This is a genomic window from Roseomonas mucosa ATCC BAA-692 (assembly GCF_000622225.1).
Taxonomy (GTDB): domain Bacteria; phylum Pseudomonadota; class Alphaproteobacteria; order Acetobacterales; family Acetobacteraceae; genus Roseomonas; species Roseomonas mucosa.
In genome coordinates, this window is record NZ_JHWD01000007.1 from 158272 (window position 1) to 175200 (window position 16929).

General features: G+C 72.8%; 14 protein-coding genes and 1 other RNA gene. All 15 read left to right on the forward strand.

All coding sequences use genetic code 11. The features are described from left to right. Nucleotides 1-94: 94 nt before the first annotated feature. The 15 genes from BT98_RS0109350 to murC all read left to right on the forward strand — a co-directional run bounded on the left by BT98_RS0109350 (nucleotide 95) and on the right by murC (nucleotide 16916). The gene (locus BT98_RS0109350) at nucleotides 95-823 is read left to right on the forward strand and encodes a glutathione S-transferase (RefSeq protein WP_019459402.1); all 729 of its coding nucleotides are present in this window, start codon (nucleotides 95-97) and stop codon (nucleotides 821-823) included. A 123-nt stretch (nucleotides 824-946) separates the two neighbouring features. Then, nucleotides 947-1744, forward strand: a complete 798-nt coding sequence (locus BT98_RS0109355; RefSeq protein WP_019459403.1) for a TerB family tellurite resistance protein — start codon at nucleotides 947-949, stop codon at nucleotides 1742-1744. After that, on the forward strand, nucleotides 1741-2469 hold the full coding sequence (locus BT98_RS0109360; RefSeq protein WP_019459404.1) for an N-acetylmuramoyl-L-alanine amidase: 729 nt from the start codon (nucleotides 1741-1743) through the stop codon (nucleotides 2467-2469). The genes BT98_RS0109355 and BT98_RS0109360 overlap by 4 nt, the downstream gene beginning before the upstream one ends. A gap of 104 nt (nucleotides 2470-2573) precedes the next feature. After that, nucleotides 2574-3005: RNase P RNA component class A (rnpB, locus tag BT98_RS26095), an RNA gene on the forward strand. Between the two features lie 350 nt (nucleotides 3006-3355). Beyond that, on the forward strand, nucleotides 3356-3850 hold the full coding sequence (locus tag BT98_RS0109365; protein ID WP_019459405.1) for a division/cell wall cluster transcriptional repressor MraZ: 495 nt from the start codon (nucleotides 3356-3358) through the stop codon (nucleotides 3848-3850). Then, nucleotides 3847-4806: a 16S rRNA (cytosine(1402)-N(4))-methyltransferase RsmH gene (gene rsmH, locus BT98_RS0109370; protein ID WP_019459406.1), complete on the forward strand. Its 960-nt coding sequence runs from the start codon at nucleotides 3847-3849 to the stop codon at nucleotides 4804-4806. The genes BT98_RS0109365 and rsmH overlap by 4 nt, the downstream gene beginning before the upstream one ends. Beyond that, nucleotides 4803-5696, forward strand: coding sequence for a cell division protein FtsL (gene ftsL, locus BT98_RS26080; protein WP_019459407.1), 894 nt, complete (start codon nucleotides 4803-4805; stop codon nucleotides 5694-5696). The genes rsmH and ftsL overlap by 4 nt, the downstream gene beginning before the upstream one ends. Further along, on the forward strand, nucleotides 5693-7693 hold the full coding sequence (locus BT98_RS23875; RefSeq protein ID WP_051004717.1) for a peptidoglycan D,D-transpeptidase FtsI family protein: 2001 nt from the start codon (nucleotides 5693-5695) through the stop codon (nucleotides 7691-7693). The genes ftsL and BT98_RS23875 overlap by 4 nt, the downstream gene beginning before the upstream one ends. Then, nucleotides 7690-9207 carry a UDP-N-acetylmuramoyl-L-alanyl-D-glutamate--2,6-diaminopimelate ligase gene (locus tag BT98_RS0109385; RefSeq protein ID WP_019459408.1) on the forward strand — a complete coding sequence of 506 codons (1518 nt, stop codon included), beginning with the start codon at nucleotides 7690-7692 and terminating at the stop codon, nucleotides 9205-9207. The genes BT98_RS23875 and BT98_RS0109385 overlap by 4 nt, the downstream gene beginning before the upstream one ends. Further along, the gene (gene murF / locus BT98_RS0109390; protein ID WP_019459409.1) at nucleotides 9204-10610 is read left to right on the forward strand and encodes a UDP-N-acetylmuramoyl-tripeptide--D-alanyl-D-alanine ligase; all 1407 of its coding nucleotides are present in this window, start codon (nucleotides 9204-9206) and stop codon (nucleotides 10608-10610) included. Before BT98_RS0109385 ends, murF begins: the two co-directional genes overlap by 4 nt. Next, on the forward strand, nucleotides 10607-11695 hold the full coding sequence (gene mraY, locus BT98_RS0109395) for a phospho-N-acetylmuramoyl-pentapeptide-transferase (RefSeq protein ID WP_019459410.1): 1089 nt from the start codon (nucleotides 10607-10609) through the stop codon (nucleotides 11693-11695). The genes murF and mraY overlap by 4 nt, the downstream gene beginning before the upstream one ends. 5 nt (nucleotides 11696-11700) lie before the next feature. After that, nucleotides 11701-13131 carry a UDP-N-acetylmuramoyl-L-alanine--D-glutamate ligase gene (murD, locus tag BT98_RS0109400; protein ID WP_019459411.1) on the forward strand — a complete coding sequence of 477 codons (1431 nt, stop codon included), beginning with the start codon at nucleotides 11701-11703 and terminating at the stop codon, nucleotides 13129-13131. A gap of 3 nt (nucleotides 13132-13134) precedes the next feature. Then, complete coding sequence (locus BT98_RS0109405; protein WP_019459412.1) at nucleotides 13135-14274, forward strand: FtsW/RodA/SpoVE family cell cycle protein; 1140 nt, start codon at nucleotides 13135-13137, stop codon at nucleotides 14272-14274. Continuing rightward, on the forward strand, nucleotides 14271-15431 hold the full coding sequence (locus BT98_RS0109410; protein WP_019459413.1) for a UDP-N-acetylglucosamine--N-acetylmuramyl-(pentapeptide) pyrophosphoryl-undecaprenol N-acetylglucosamine transferase: 1161 nt from the start codon (nucleotides 14271-14273) through the stop codon (nucleotides 15429-15431). The genes BT98_RS0109405 and BT98_RS0109410 overlap by 4 nt, the downstream gene beginning before the upstream one ends. 15 nt (nucleotides 15432-15446) lie before the next feature. Beyond that, on the forward strand, nucleotides 15447-16916 hold the full coding sequence (murC, locus tag BT98_RS0109415) for a UDP-N-acetylmuramate--L-alanine ligase (RefSeq protein ID WP_019459414.1): 1470 nt from the start codon (nucleotides 15447-15449) through the stop codon (nucleotides 16914-16916). Nucleotides 16917-16929: the final 13 nt, after the last annotated feature.

Sequence of the window (16929 nt, forward strand, 5' to 3'; positions counted from 1 at the left end):
CCGCCGCGCGGCAACCCGCCCCGGCCCCCGGAAAGGGCCGGAAGCGGCAGCGCATGCCGCGCGTTTGCCTTCCACGCAAGCTCAGGAGCACCGCATGACGCAGCAATCCGCCTACGAACTGTTCTATTGGCCCGGCCTGCCCGGGCGCGGCGAGTTCGTCCGGCTGGCGCTGGAGGCGGCGGGGGCGCCCTATATCGACCATGCCCAGCAGCCCGGCGGCATGGCGGCGATGCAGGCGCTGCTGGAGGACCCGGCCCTGCCGCGCCCGCCCTTCGCGCCGCCCTTCCTGCGCGACGGCAGGCTGCTGATCGGCCAGACCGCGGCCATCCTGCTGCATCTCGGCCAAAGGCACGGGCTGGCGCCGGCGGAAGAGGAAGGCCGCCTCTGGTGCCACCAGATCCAGCTCACCATCGCCGACCTGGTGGCGGAGACGCACGACACCCACCACCCGGTCGCCTCCGCCCTCTACTACGAGGACCAGAAGCCCGAGGCCGCCCGCCGCGCGAAGGATTTCCGCGACAACCGGATCCCGAAGTTCCTCGGCTGGTTCGAGCGCATCCTGGCCGCCAACCCCGCCGGTCCTGCCCATCTGGTGGGCCATGCCCGGAGCTATGCCGACCTCTCGCTGTTCCAGACCGTGGAGGGGCTCCGCTATGCCTTCCCCCGCGCCAGCGCCCGGGCGCTGCAACAGACCCCGCATGTCGCGGCCCTGGCCGCCTCGGTGGCGGAATGGCCGCGCATCGCCGCCTACCTCGCCAGCCCACGCCGCCAGCCCTTCAGCCAGAACGGCATCTTCCGCCACTACCCCGAGCTGGACGGATAGGGTCGGCGGCCGGTTCCCGGACCGGAAACACCGCTGACGGATTGCCTCGCAAGGCACGTCGCCCAGGGAGCGGCCCCGTGCTATGTACCATGGCGAGAGCTGGGATCGCACAGGTCGTCGGATTTGAGTTTCTGGGGCAAGATCATTGGCAGTGCGCTCGGCTTCGCGGTCGGCGGCCCCTTCGGCGCCATGCTCGGCGCTTCGCTGGGCCATGCTGCCGACGAAGGCGCGCTGCGCGGCGCCCTGCCGGGTGGCGCCAACCTCGCGGGGCTGCTCGGCTCGCGCGAGACGGTCTTCGCCATTGCCGTCGTGGTGCTTTCCGCCAAGCTCGCCAAATGCGACGGCCCTGTGCGGCGCGCCGAGATCGCCGCCTTCAAGACGCAGTTCCGCATCCCGCCCGAGAACATGAAGGAGGTGGGCGAGCTCTTCGACCGCGCCCGCGACAGCGCCGAGGGCTACGAGCCCTATGCCCAGAAGCTCGCCGAGGCCTTTGCCGGCGAGAAGGGCATGCTGGAGGACGTGCTGGCCGCCCTGTTCCGGATCGCCACCGCGGATGGGCCGCTGAACCAGGCGGAATACCGCTTCCTGGGCAATGTCCACCGCCTCCTCGCCCTCGACCTGCCGGCCTGGGAAAGAGCCAGCCAGGGCCGCCCGCGCGAGCACGCCCATGCGGAATACGGCCGCGGCAGCGCCAACACCCCCGCCGTCAGCGAGGGGCCGGACCCCTATGCCACGCTGGGCCTGGCCCCCGGTGCCAGCAACGAGGCGGCGCGTGCCGCCTGGCGCGGCCTGATCCGCGAGAACCACCCGGACGCCCTCGCCGCCCGCGGCATGCCCGCGGAGCTGGTGCGGCGCGCCAGCAGCCGCATGGCCGAGATCAACGCGGCCTGGGACCGGATCAAGCGGGAGCGCGGCCTTTGACGACCAGCCACCTGTCCATCCGGGACCTGCCGAGCCCGAACCAGGACGACCGGCCGGACGGCATGCCGGTGGACATGCTGATCCTCCACTATACGGACATGGAAAGCGGCGCGGCCGCCATCGCGCGGCTGCGCGACCCGGTGGCCAGGGTCTCCTCCCACTATGTGGTGGAGGAGGACGGAAGCATCTTCCGCCTGGTGCCGGAACATCGTCGCGCCTTCCATGCCGGCATCTCGCACTGGCGCGGGCACGATACGCTGAACGGCCGCTCGATCGGGGTCGAGGTGGTCAACCCCGGCCATTCCTGCGGCTACCGCCCCTTCCCCGCGCTCCAGATGGCCGCCCTCTGCGACCTCTGCCTGGACATCCTCGCTCGCTGGCCCATCCCGGCCCGCAACGTGGTCGGCCATTCCGACGTGGCGCCGGACCGCAAGATCGACCCGGGCGAGCTTTTCGACTGGCAGGGCCTCGCGGCCAACGGCGTCGGCCTCTGGCCCGCCGGCGTATACGGCCATTCCACCCGGCCAGCCGGCGACGGCATCGCCCGCGCCCTGCCGCTCCTCCAGGCCATCGGCTATCCGGTGGACCCGGGACGCCCGGAGATCGTCCTCTCCGCCTTCCAGCGCCATTGGCGGCAGGAAACCGTTTCGGGGGAGGCCGACTCGGGCACCCTCGCCCGCATCGAGGCCGTCGCGGCACTCTGCGGCATCGCGTCCGGGAACTGACCGCCCGAAGCTGGAGCGGAAGAGGCCGGACGGTGAAAGCCGTCCCGGATTGCGTCGCCACTCCCGCTTGCTTCGATTCGCCGGAAGCCCCATACCCCGCCCCGCCAGATGGTCGGACGGCCGCGGTTCGGGCGCAGCCCGAATCGAGGAAAGTCCGGGCTCCACGGAAAAGCGGTGCCGGCTAACGGCCGGCGGGGGTCAAACCCCAGGGAAAGTGCCACAGAAAACAGACCGCTCGGCCGGATCGGCACCCCCGTGGTGCCGCAACCCTGCCGGGTAAGGGTGAAAGGGTGCGGTAAGAGCGCACCGCGCCCCCGGCAACGGGGGCGGCACGGTAAACCCCACCGGGAGCAAGACCGAATAGGGGCGGCCGGCGAGCGCGGCGGATTCGTCCGTTCCGCGTCGGCGCAGAGGTTTTTCCGCCTCGCCGCCCGGGTTGGTCGCGTGAGGCGCGTCGCGAGGCGCGTCCCAGAGGAATGGTCGTCCATCGTCCGAGAGGGCGGTGACAGAACCCGGCTTACAGACCATCTGGCGCCCTCCTCCCTTCAATCACCCGCATAAGTTGTTGTTTCGCTGGGTCGGAGCTTGAAGCAAGCTCCGCAAACCCCTGTTTTTTCATGTGTCACGCCTGCAACACTACCCCTTAACCACGCACCATCTCGTGCAGGGCTCGTCTTCGTCCTTGGCGGGACTCCATCGCCCATGATATCCCGTGTCATCCCGTGAGGCTCAGATCCTGAGGGGGGCTGAGGGGCCTGCGGGTGGTCGGGCGAGCCGGTGGGATCGGGGGGTCCCGCCGGCCGCTGTCCCGATCGGATCAGGGGGATGGCCGGTTCGCGCCTGCGCCGTTCCTGGAACCCTTGGGGGAGGGGGATGATCGACGCGCATGTCCCTCTTCCTGGGCACCATCACCAACAAGCTGGACAAGAAGGGGCGCGTCTCCATTCCGGCCCCGTACCGCTCGTTGATGGCCCGGCTGGGCGTCGAGGAGCTGATCCTGCGCCCCTATCACCTAGACCCCTGCGTCGAGGGCTGGCCGCAGAGCGCCTTCGAGCAGTATTCCGCCGACGCACAGCCGGCCGATCCCTTCGAGGACCCGCAGGACGACCTGTTGCTGACCCTTTTTTCCCAGGCCGAGAGCATTCGACCGGATTCCGAGGGGCGCGTGGTGCTGAGCGAGGCACTGATCGCCTATGCCAACCTCAGCGAGAGCGTGGCCTTCGCCGGGCTGGGCAAGAAGTTCCAGATCTGGGAGCCCAACACGCTGAAGGAACGCCAGACCGCCGCCATGAAGGCGCGGCAGGAGAAGCAGCGCGCCCGCGAGGCCCTGCAGACCGCCCTGGGCATCGACGGCCGCCGCGCCGGCAGGGACGAGGCATGAGCGACGGCCTCGACTTCACCCGGCGCCAGGGCCATGCCCCGGTGATGCTGCGGGAGGTGCTGGACAGCCTCGCCCCGCGCGATGGCGGCCACTATCTCGACGGCACCTTCGGCGGCGGCGGCTACACCGCCGCGATCCTGGAGTCCGCGGACTGCACCGTCTGGGCAGTGGACCGCGACCCGGACGCGATCGCCCGCGGCGCCGCCCTGGCGGAGCGCTTCGCCGGCCGCCTGCGCCTGATCCCCGGCCGCTTCGGCGACCTCGCCGCGCTGGCCACGGAGCATGGCATCCCGCCGCTGGACGGCGTGGTCTTCGACCTCGGCGTCTCCTCCTTCCAGCTCGACGAGGCCGGGCGCGGCTTCTCCTTCCGCGCCGAGGGGCCGCTCGACATGCGGATGGAGCGCGAAGGCCCCTCGGCCGCCGATCTCGTGAACACCCTGCCGGAGCGCGAGCTGGCCGACATCCTCTGGCAGCTCGGCGAGGAGCGGCATTCCCGCCGCGTCGCCCGCGCCATCGTCGCCGCCCGGGCCGAGGCGCCCATCGCCACCACGCTGCGCCTGGCCGAGATCGTGCGCGGCGCCGTGCCGCGCGATCCGTCGGGGATCGATGGCGCCACCCGCTCCTTCCAGGCGCTGCGCCTGAAGGTGAACGACGAGCTGGGCGAGGTGGAGCGCGGCCTGGCCGCCGGTGCCGAGGCCCTGGCCCCGGGCGGGCGTCTCGTCGTCGTCGCCTTCCACTCGCTGGAGGACCGGATCGTGAAGCGCTTCCTGCGCGACGCCAGCGGCCGCACGCCCGCCGCCTCCCGGCACGATCCCGCCGCCCTCCGCCCCCGGACGGAGGCCCAGCGCTTCCGGCTGCTGACCAATTCCGCCCTCCGCCCCGAGGCGGAGGAGACCCGTTCCAACCCGCGCGCGCGCTCCGCGAGGCTGCGCGCCATGGAGAGGCTTGCCCCATGATACGCCCGCTGACGCTGCTCACTCTTCTCGCCGCCAGCGGGGCGGGACTGCATCTGTACAAGGTGAAGCACGAGGTCGCCCTGCTCGACCGCGAGCTGGCCCAGATCCAGGCGCAGACCGAGGCCGCCAAGGCCCGCACCGGCATCCTGAAGGCGGAGTGGCAGCTCCTGAACGAGCCCGAGCGCCTGCGCCGGAACGTCGAGCAGTACCTGCCGCTCGAAACCATGCAGCCCGGCCAGTTCATCCGCGCCGCCGACATCGACAAGCGCCTGCCGCAGGCCGTGGCCTTCGCCGGGCCGCGCAACCTCTTCGCCGTGCCGGCCGACACCGCTGTGGCGGCCGCCGAGACGGCCGGGCAGGACGAGGCGGCGCCGGCCGCCGCCGCTTCCGCCGCGCCAGTCGCGTTGGCCTCCGCCGCGGCCACGGCCGCCCTGGCGGTGCGCGCCGCCGAGGCCACGCCATCCGCCCGGAGCAGCGAGCCCGCCTCGCCGGTCAAGACGGCCGAGAGCCCGGCCCGCACCAGCCCGCGCAAGACCGAGACGGCCGAACGCCCCGCGCGCCGCGAGACGGAACCCGCGCGCCGCGAGCTGGCGCGCCATGCCGAGCCCGCGCCCCGCGTCCTGGAAGCGGTGGAGCGCCGCGAGCAGACGCCGCGCGCCGTGCCGGTGGCCGCCCGGCCCGCTCCGGTTCCGCCGCCCCGTCCGGTCGCGCCGCAGATCGCCCAGGCCGCTCCCATCCCGAGCCAGGGCCGCCCGCTCTACCGCCCCGCCATGGCTGCGCCGGCGGCCCCTGTCCCCGGTGCCTCCGCCCTGGGCGGCGTGCGCAGCATGCTCGCCCCGCCGGTGCCGCTGGCGCCGCCCGTGCCCGTCGCCTCCGCCGCCACGCGATGAACCCGCCCCGCGCCCCGAAGGCCTACGACGCCCCGCCGCTGCTCCATACCCGTGCGCGGGTGGAAGGCCGGAACCCCGGCGGGCATGGCGGCACGGGTGGCCGCGGGCGCGGCTCGCAGCCGGACCTCGCCCGCCGTGCCGCGCTGGAACGCTCGCGCGGCCGGCTGGTGATCACCGCGCTGGGCTTCGGCCTGCTCTTCGCGGCGGTGGGCGCCAAGCTCACCCTGGCCACGCTGATCGACCCGCGCGAGCCGCGGCGGATCGCCATGCGCCCCAATACCGGCGCACCCGTGGCCACCGCCGCCTCGCGCGCCCCGATCACTGACCGCAACGGGGAGATCCTGGCCGTCTCCCTGCCGGTGACGGAGCTGGTCGCCAACCCGAGGGTGATCGACAACCCGGCCGATGTCGCCGACAAGCTGATCAGGATCCTGCCGCAGATGGAGCGCGACAAGCTGGTCGCGCGGCTGTCGGGCGACCGCCAGTTCGTCTACATCGCCCGCGCCCTGACGCCGCGGCAGACCCAGGCGGTGAACGACCTCGGCGTGGCCGGGCTGGAGTTCCACACCTCCGAGCGCCGCTACTATCCGCAGGGACGCGCCGCCGTGCACGTGCTCGGCAACGTGGACGTGGACAACGAGGGCGTCTCCGGCGTCGAGCGCTTCTTCAACGAGCGGCTGCGCCTGAAGCCCGAGGAGGAGCTGCGCCTTTCCCTCGACGTGCGCGCCCAGGTGGCGATGCGCGATTCGCTGCAGCAGGCGATCAACGACTTCAACGGCATCGGCGGCACCGCGATCCTGGAGGATGTCCGCACCGGCGAGATCATCACCATGATCTCGCTGCCGGACTACGATGCCGGCGACATCGGCGGCGCCACGCCGGAGCAGCGCTTCAACCGCGCGACCGTCGGCACCTACGAGCCCGGCTCGACCTTCAAGCTGCTCACCGCTTCGATGGCGCTGGAAAGCGGCACGAGCAACATCTACAGCAGCTTCGACGCCAGGAACCCGCTTCGCATCGGCCGCTTCACGATCCGGGACTTCCAGGGCAAGAACCGCGTCCTCTCCTTTCCCGAGGTCCTCGCCTACTCCTCCAACCTCGGCGCCGCCCGCATGGCCTGGGCCGCCGGGCCGCAGCGGCAGCGCGACTTCCTGCTGCGCATGAACATGCTCTCGAAGCTGCACCTGGAGTTGCCCGAGCTCGCCACGCCGCTGGCGCCCCCGGCCTCGCTGTGGAAGGAGGCGAGCACCTACACCATCGCTTTCGGCCAGGGCATCAGCGTCACGCCGCTGCACGTGGTCAACGCCATCTCCACCATCGCCAATGGCGGCATCCTGCGGCAGCCGACCCTCGTGGCGCAGCCGCCGGGGGTGGAGCGCCCGGGCACGCGCGTGATCTCGGAAGCCACCACCGCCATCGTGCGCAAGCTGATGCGCCTCGTGGTGACGGACGGCTTCGGCAAGACCGCCGAGGTCCCCGGCTACTTCCCCGGCGGCAAGACCGGCACGGCGCAGAAGGCCGGCGCGCATGGCGGCTACGTCCAGGGCAAGCGCATCGCCGCCTTCGTCGCCGCCTTCCCGATGCAGGCGCCGCGCTACGCGATCTACATGATGATCGACGAGCCGAAGCCGAACGCGAAGAGCTACGGCTACGCCACCGCCGGCTGGGTCGCAGCGCCCGCCGCCGGCCGCGCCATCGCCCGCGTCGCGCCGATCCTGGGCATGGTGCCGGACGATCCCAAGGACCCGGCGATCAACCAGGCGCTCTACATCCCGCTGCAGCCCGGCCGTGGTCCTGCGCCTTCCGCGCCGGCGGCGAGCAAGCCCGCCCAGGCTTCCGTGCCCGCCACCACCCGCCCGGCCTCGACCCCGATGCGCGCCACGCCGCCGCCGGCCACCACCACGCCGCCCGGCACGCCGGAACACCCCGCGCGCGGCCCGCTGCGCGTCACCGATGCCAGCGACTGGCGCAACGCGGAGGCGTCGCCGCCACGATGACGACCGCGACCGCCCCAGGGCATGGGGATGCCGCGATCGCTCTCGACCGGCTCGCGCACACCATCGGCCTTTCCCTGCCGCCAGGCATATCCGGGACCACTGCCCGCATCGCCGGGGTGACCGCCGACAGCCGCGCCGTGGCGCCGGGCTTCCTGTTCGCCGCCCTGCCCGGCTCGCGCAGCGACGGGCGCGCCCATATCGGCGATGCGGTGGCGCGCGGCGCCGTTGCCGTGTTGGCGCCGGAAGGCACTGCCTGGCCGGAGGGCGTGCCCGCCCGCCCGCTCCTCGCCGCTCCGGACGCCCGCCGCGCCCTGTCGCTGGCCGCCGCCGCCTTCCACGGCGCGCAGCCGGAGGTGCTGGTCGCCGTCACCGGCACCAACGGCAAGACCAGCACGGTCGATTTCCTCCGCCAGACCTGGACCCTGGCCGGCCGCCGCGCCGCCTCGCTCGGCACGCTGGGCCTTGTCGCGGAGGGCTTCCCGCCCGGCCCCTCGCTGACCACGCCGGACCCGGTGACGCTGCACGCCACGCTGGCGGAACTCGCCCGGAACGGCGTCACCCATGCGGCGATGGAGGCATCCTCGCACGGGCTCGACCAGCGGCGCCTGGACGGGGTCCGCCTCGCCGCGGCGGGCTTTTCCAACCTGACGCGCGACCATCTCGACTACCACGGCGGCATGGCGGGCTATCGCGCCGCCAAGCTGCGCCTCTTCGGGACCGTCCTGCCACCCGGCGCCCCGGCCGTGGCCAATGCCGACATGGAGCCGGAGACGCTGGCGGCCCTGCGGAACATCGCCCGCGACCGGGGCCTGCGCCTGCTCACCGTGGGCGAGGCCGGGCTGGACATCCGCCTGCTGCGCCACGCCCCCCTGCCCGAGGGCCAGGCGCTGGAGATCGACGTCTTCGGCCGCCGCGCCAACCTCACCCTGCCCCTTCCGGGCCGCTACCAGGCCGACAACCTGCTGATGGCCCTCGCCCTCGCCGTGGCCACCGGGATCGATGCGGAACGGGCCATGCCGCTGCTGGAACGGCTGCGCGGCGTGCGCGGCCGCATGGAGCTCGCCGCCCGCCTCGCCAACGGCGCCGCCGTCTATGTGGACTATGCCCATACCCCGGACGCGCTGGAGCGCCTGCTCGCCGCGCTGCGCCCGCATGTCGGACCGGGCGGGCGGCTGCATGTGGTCTTCGGCGCCGGCGGCGACCGCGACCCGGGCAAGCGCCCGCTGATGGGCGCGGCCTGCGCCCGCTTCGCCGACCGCTGCTGGGTGACCGACGACAATCCCCGCTCCGAGAACCCCGCCGCCATCCGCGCCGCCGTGCTCGCCGCCTGTCCCGGCGGCATCGACGCGGGCGACCGCGCCGCGGCCATCGCGGCCGCCCTGGAGGACCTGCGCCCTGGCGACGTGCTGGCCGTGGCCGGCAAGGGACACGAGAGCGGACAGACCATCGCGGGCGTGACCACGCCCTTCGACGATGCCGGGGTGGTGCGCCGCCTCGCGGGGGCGGCGGCATGACCGGCACCCCACTCTGGAGCAGCGAGGAGCTGCGCGAGGCCACCGGGGGCAGCATCCCCGAGGGCATCGCCGCCACCGGCCTGTCGATCGACACCCGCAGCCTGCAGCCCGGCGACCTCTTCATCGCGCTGCGCGACCAGCGCGACGGGCATGACTTCGTGGCCGCGGCCCTGGATTCCGGCGCCGCCGCCGCGATGGTGGACCGCCTGCCGCCGGAGGTGCCGGAGCAGGCGCCGCTGCTGCGCGTCGCGGACACGCTGGCCGGGCTCGCCGCCCTGGGCGCCGCCGCGCGGGCGCGCTCCACGGCCCGCTTCGCCGCTGTCACGGGAAGCGTGGGCAAGACCACGACCAAGGAGATGCTGCGCCAGGGCCTCGCCGCCCTGGCCCCCACCCATGCGGCAGTGGCCAGCTACAACAACCACTGGGGCGTGCCGCTCACCCTGGCCCGCCAGCCGCGCGACGCCGCCTATGCGGTGATCGAGATCGGCATGAACAACCGGGGCGAGATCGCCCCCCTCGCCCGCCTCGCCCGGCCCGAGGTGGCGGTGATCACCATCATCGCCGCCGCCCATGTCGGGCATCTGGGCTCCGAAGCGGAGATCGCCGAGGAGAAGGCCGACATCCTGGCCGGCATCGCCCCCGGCGGCACCGCCGTCTTCCCCGCCGACGGCCCGCATGCCGCGCGGCTGGCCGAACGCGCGCGCGAGGCCGGTGCCCGGCTGGTCAGCTTCGGCGAGGCGGAGAGGGCGGATATCCGCCTGCTCGACTGGCAGGGCACGGCCACCGGCTCCATCGCCCATCTGTCGCTGCACGGCATGCGGCTCGGGCTGAAGCTGCCCGTCCCCGGCCGCCACATGGCGCTGAACGCCCTGGCCGCCCTGGGCGCGGCCGAGGCGCTGGGGGCCGATCCGGTGCGCTTCCTGGCCGCGCTGGAGGGCTTCTCCCCCACCGCCGGGCGGGGCCAGCGCCAGGCGATCCCGCTGGAGGAGGGCGGCGAGTTCCTCCTCCTGGACGAAAGCTACAACGCCAACACCGCTTCGGTCGCCGCCGCCCTGGCCGTGCTGGCCGCCCAGCCCACCCCGCCCCCGGGGCGCCGCATCGCCGTGCTCGGCGACATGCTGGAACTCGGAGAACACGGGCCAGACCTGCACAGATCCCTTGCCCCGGCGGCGGCGGCGGCGGCCGACCTCGTGTATTGCTGCGGCCCGCTGATGCGCGGGCTTTTCGAGGCCCTCCCCCCGGGGAAGCGCGGCGCGCATGCCCCGGATTCCGCGAGCCTTGCTCCGGTCCTGGCCAGTGCGGTGCGCGGCGGCGACGCGGTGATGGTGAAAGGTTCGCTCGGCAGCCGCATGGCGACAGTGGTCGCGGCGCTGAAGGGCAGACGGAAGGAAGTTCCTGCGTGATCTACAACCTCGTCACACCCTTCGGCGAGCAGTTCCTCCTGTTCAATCTCATCCGCTACACGACCTTCCGTGCCGGCGCCGCCTGCCTGACGGCGCTGCTGGTCTCCATGGTCTTCGGGCCGGCGGTGATCCGCTGGCTGCGCACCTTCCAGCGTGGCGGCCAGCCGATCCGCACGGACGGCCCGGAGCGCCACCTGGTCGAGAAGAAAGGTACGCCCACCATGGGCGGCGTGCTGATCCTGATGAGCCTGGGCATCGCCACCCTGCTCTGGGCCGACCTGCGCTCGGGCATCGTCTGGGCGGTGCTGCTGATCACCATGGGCTATGGGGCGCTGGGCTTCTGGGACGACTGGCTGAAGGTCACCAAGCGCAACACCAAGGGCGTTTCCGGCCGCATGAAGCTGCTGGTCCAGGGTGGGCTCGGCCTCCTCGCCGCCCTCTGGATCACCTGGCTGATGCCCTACAATCTCCAGGGCGCGCTGGCCGTCCCCTTCCTGAAGGACGTCCTGCTCCAGCTCGGCCTGTTCTTCCCCATCGTCGGGATGCTGGTGATGATGGGCGCCTCCAACGCGGTGAACCTCACCGACGGGCTGGACGGGTTGGCCATCGTGCCGGTGATGATCGCGGCCGGCGTCTTCGCCCTGATCACCTACCTCGTCGGCAACCACATCTTCGCCGACTACCTGCAGCTCAACTTCGTGCCCGGCACCGGGGAGCTCGCGATCTTCCTGGCCGGACTGATCGGCGCCGGGCTTGGCTTCCTCTGGTTCAACGCACCGCCCGCCGCGGTCTTCATGGGCGATACCGGCTCGCTCGCCCTGGGCGGCGCGCTGGGGGGCGTGGCGGTGGCCACCAAGCACGAGATCGTGCTGGCCATCGTCGGCGGCGTCTTCGTGGTGGAGACGGTGAGCGTGATCATCCAGGTCTTCTGGTACAAGCGCACCGGCCGCCGCGTCTTCCTCATGGCGCCCCTGCACCATCATTTCGAGAAGAAGGGCTGGGCCGAGCCTACGATCGTCATCCGCTTCTGGATCGCCGCCATGGTCCTCGCCCTGGTCGGCCTCTCCACCCTGAAGATCCGGTGACAGCCATGGCCCGCGACCTCACCTCGCCCGACATCTCCCGCGGCCGGGAGCCGCCGCGGCGCGCCTCCGACACGCTGCCGGAGGGCTATGACTTCAAGCCCTTCGCCAACCGCCACATCGCGGTGGTCGGGCTGGGCAAGGCCGGCCTGCCCGCCGCCTACCGGCTGCGGGACTGGGGCGCGGAAATCGTGGTCTGGGACGACAGCCAAGCGCAGCGCGAGGCCGCCGAGGCCGCCGGCTTCACCGTGGCGGACGTGACCGCCGCGCCCTTCGCCCAGGACACGCTGCTGCTCTCCCCCGGCATCCCGCACCGGCTGCCGCGCACCCACCCGGCCGCGGCCCGGGCACTGGCGGCGGGGGCGCCGATCCTCTGCGACGCGGAGTTCCTCTTCCTCGCCGCCCGCGCCGCCGGCTCCAAGGCGCAGTTCGTCGGCATCACCGGCACCAACGGCAAGTCCACCACCACCGCCCTGCTGCGCCACATCCTGAAGGGCGCCGGGATGCCGGTGGCCGCCGGCGCCAATCTCGGCCCCGCCGCCACCGCCCTGCCCCTGCTGGCCCGCGGCGCCTATGTGCTGGAAATGTCGTCCTACATGCTGGAGCGGCTGGACGCGCTCCACTTCGACCTGGGGGCGATGCTCAACCTGAGCCCCGACCACCTGGACCGCCATGGCGGCATGCCGGGCTACACCGACGCCAAGGCCCACATCCTCGCCGGCAACCGGGTCTCGGTCCTGGGGATGGACGACGCGGCCTCCCGCGCCCTGGCCCCGCGCATCCGCAACCGGCTGATGCCCATCTCCGGCACCACGCCGCAGCCCGGCGGCGTCTGGGCCGAGGGGCGCCTGCTGCGCGACGATGCTGGCCCGATCCTCGATCTCGGCGAGGCCGCCGCCCTGCCGGGCACGCACAACGCCCAGAACGCCGCCGCCGCCGCCGCCCTGGCGCTCGCCCTCGGCATCACCCGGGCGCAGCTGGCGGAGGGGCTGCGGAGCTATCCCGGCCTGCCGCACCGGCAGGAGCGCGTGGCGGAGCGGGGCGGCGTCCTCTACGTCAACGACAGCAAGGCCACCAATGCCGACAGCACCGCCTGGGCGCTCGGCACCTACCCTCGCGTGGTCTGGATCGCCGGCGGCGTGCCCAAGGAAGGCGGGATCGAACCCCTGGCCTCCCTCTTCCCGCATGTTGCCCATGCCGTGCTGATCGGCCGCTGCGCCGGGGAATTCGCCGCCACCCTCGCCGCCCATGGCGTGCCGCACGAGACCGCCGGCACGCTGGAGGCCGCCCTGCCCGCCGCCCGCGCCGCCGCGCAACGCCTGGGCGCGCCGGTGGTCCTGCTGAGCCCCGCCGCCGCCTCCTTCGACCAGTACAGCGGCTTCGAGGCGCGTGGCGAGCACTTCCGCACCCTGGTGCAATCCCTGGAAAAGGCGGCCTGACGCATGTCCTTCTCGCGCGCGGATTCCTCGGTCCTGGGACGCTGGTGGTGGACGGTGGACCGCTGGACGCTGGCCGCCATCTTCATCCTGGTGGGCTTCGGCTACGTGATGATGCTGGCCGCCTCCCCGGCGGTGGCGGAGCGCATCGGCGCCTCCTCGCGCGACTTCTTCATCTGGCGGCAGGTGGGCTACCTCGCCCTCTCCATCGCTCTGATGATCATGGTTTCCCTGCTCTCGCCCCGGCAGGTGCGGCGACTGGCCATCCTGGGCTTCGGCATCGGCCTCGCGCTCACCGCCGCGACCCTCGTGGTGGGCGTGGAGATCAAGGGTGGCCGCCGCTGGCTGCCGATCCCCGGCCTGTCGCTGCAGCCCTCGGAATTCCTCAAGCCCTGCTTCGCCATCGTCGCCGCCTGGCTGCTGGCGGAGGTGCGCGGCCCCGGCCCCGTTTCCCGCTGGGCCGGCTGGCTGATCGCCGGCGGCTGCTGGGTGATGATCGCCTTCCTGCTCAAGAGCCAGCCGGATATCGGCATGCTGCTGGTGGTGACCTCGGTCTTCTTCACGCAGCTCTTCATCGCCGGCCTGCCGGTGCTGCTGGTCGGCGCGCTGGGCGGGCTCGGCGTGCTGGGCGGCGTCGGCGCCTACCTGACCCTGCCGCATGTGCGCTCCCGCGTGGAACGCTTCCTCGACCCCTCCACCGGCGACAACTACCAGGTGAACGTGGCGCTGGAGGCCTTCGGCAACGGCGGGCTGATGGGCACCGGCCCCGGCGAGGGCCGCATCAAGAACGTGCTGCCCGATGCCCATGCCGACTTCGTCTTCGCCGTGATGGGCGAGGAGTTCGGCATGATCGTCTGTGCCCTGCTGATCGCGGTCTTCATGTTCATCGTGGTGCGCGGGATGCTGCGCCTGCTGGCGGAAACCGACCTCTTCGTCATCCTGGCCGCGACCGGGCTGCTGACCCAGTTCGGGCTGCAGGCCTTCATCAACATGGGCTCCACCCTGCACCTGATCCCGACCAAGGGCATGACCCTGCCCTTCGTCTCCTATGGCGGCTCATCCTCGCTCGCCATCGCGCTGGGGCTGGGCTTCCTGCTGGCGCTCACCCGCCGCCGCAGCGGCCGGGCGATGGAGGAGGCCCTGTGAGGGGTCCGGCCGTCCGCAGCTTCGTCGTCGCCGCCGGGGGCACCGGCGGCCACGTCTTCCCGGCCGAAGCCCTGGCTGCCGAACTGGCCGCGCGCGGCGAGCGCGTGGTGCTGATGACCGATGCCCGCTCCGGCGCGCTGATGGAGAAGGGCGGCACCCGCTTCGAGGGGATGGACCGCTTCATCCTGCCCGGCGCCGGGCTGGCCGGGCGCGGGGCGCGGCGCGCCGCCGCCGGGGCGCTGGCCCTGGCGCGCGGCACGATCCAGGCCCGGCAACTGCTGGCCACGCTGAACCCGGCGGCGGTGGTCGGCTTCGGCGGCTATCCCTCCGTGCCGCCCATCCTGGCCGCCCGGCTGCTGCCCGCCGCCCGCCGCCCCGTGGTGGTGCTGCACGAGCAGAACGCCGTGCTGGGCCGGGCCAACCGTTTCCTGTCGCGCGGCGCGGACCTGCTGGCCCTGGTCTTCGAGGACACCGCCCGCATCCCGGAGGGCGTGGCCACCGAGGTGGTCGGCAACCCTGTCCGCCCGGCCCTGCGCGCCCTGGCCGGGCAGGGCTTCCTGTCCCCCGCCGCCGGCGCGCCTTTCCACCTGCTGGTCCTGGGCGGCAGCCTGGGCGCCCGGGTCTTCGCCGATGTGGTGCCCGAGGCCATCGCCCGCCTCGCACCCGGGCAACGCGCCCGGCTGCGCGTCACGCAGCAATGCCGGGCCGAGGATCTGGAGCGCACCCGCGATGCCTATGCCGCGGCCGGGGTGGCGGCGGAACTCGCGCCCTTCTTCCCCGATGTCGCGGCCCTGTACCGGAACGCGCATCTGGTGATCTCCCGCGCCGGCGCCTCCTCAGTGGCGGAACTGGCCTGTGCCGGCCGCCCCGCCATCCTGGTCCCGCTCCCCGGCGCCATCGACGACCACCAGAGCGCCAATGCCCGCGCCATGGCGGCCTCCGGCGCTGCCGAGGTGATGTTGCAGGCGGGAAACCAGTCCGGGAATCCGGACGGTTTCACGCCCGCGGCGCTCGCTTCGGCGTTGACCGCCCGGCTGGAAGACCCTACCCGCCTCATTCCGGCCGCCGCCGCCGCGGCCGGGCTCGCCCGCCCCGATGCCGCCGCCCTGCTCGCCGACCGCGTGCAGGCCCTGGCGCATTCGCACACGACCCGCTGAGAGGGAGCCCGCCCTATGCGCGCCCTGCCGCTCAATATCGGCCCCATTCATTTCGTCGGCATCGGCGGCATCGGCATGTCGGGCATCGCCCAGGTGCTGCACAACCTCGGATACCACGTCCAGGGCTCCGACGTGGCGGAAGGCTACAACATCGCCCGGCTGCGCGAGGCCGGGATGCAGGTCCATATCGGCCATGACGCCGCCAATCTGGGCGAGGCCGCCGTGGTCGTCGTCTCCTCCGCCATCAAGCGCGACAACCCGGAGCTCCAGGCGGCGCGAGAGCGCATGATCCCGGTCGTCCGCCGGGCCGAGATGCTGGCCGAGCTGATGCGCCTGAAATGGTCCATCGCCATCGGCGGCACGCACGGCAAGACCACCACCACCTCGCTGGTCGCCACGGTGCTGGAGGCCGCGCGCCTCGACCCGACCGTGATCAACGGCGGCATCATCAACGCCTATGGCAACAACACCCGCCTGGGCGAGGGCGACTGGATGGTGGTGGAGGCCGACGAGAGCGACGGCTCCTTCCTCAAGCTGCCCGCCGTGGTCGCCGTGGTCACCAACATGGACCCGGAGCACCTGGACCACTGGGGCACCGCCGAGGCGATGAAGGAAGGCTATGCCCAATTCGTGGGCAACATCCCCTTCTACGGCTTCGCGGTCCTCTGCGCCGACCATCCGGGGGTGCAGGCGATGATCCCGCGTCTGTCCGACCGCCGCATCGTCACCTACGGCTTCTCGCCCCAGGCCGATGTGCGGGCCGAGCGCGTGATCACCGACCGCATGGGCGCCACCTTCGAGGTCGTGGTGCAGGACCGGCTGAACAAGCGGACCCGCCACCTCAAGCCCTTCCGCCTGCCGATGCTGGGCCAGCACAATGTCCAGAACGCGCTCGCCGCCATCGCCGTCGGCGTGGAGATGGAGGTGCCGGAGGAGACGATCCGCACCGCGCTGGTGGGCTTCAAGGGCGTCAAGCGCCGCTTCACCCGCGTCGGCGACGCCGGCGGCATCACCGTCATCGACGACTACGGCCACCACCCGGTGGAGATCGCGGCGGTGCTGAAGGCCGCCCGCCAGGCCGGCGCCCGCGACGTGGTCGCGGTGGTCCAGCCGCACCGCTATTCCCGCCTGCAGATGCTCTTCGAGGAATTCTGCAAGTGCATGAACGACGCCGGCACGGTGATCGTGGCCGACGTCTACGCGGCCGGCGAGGCACCGATCGAGGGCGTGGACAAGGACGCGCTGGTGGAGGGGCTGCGCGCCCATGGCCATCGCAGCGTCGTCCCCCTGCCCGGCCCGGACTCCCTGGCCGAGATGGTGCATGCCATCGCCCGCCCCGGCGACTACGTGGTCTGCCTCGGCGCCGGCAACATCACCGGCTGGGCCCATGCCCTGCCGGAGCAGCTCGCCGAGCTACAGGCCCGCTCCGGCCCGCGCGACGCCTTTGGCGCGCCTTCCCGCCGCGCCATCGCCAGCGCGCCCTGAACCGGCACCCGGA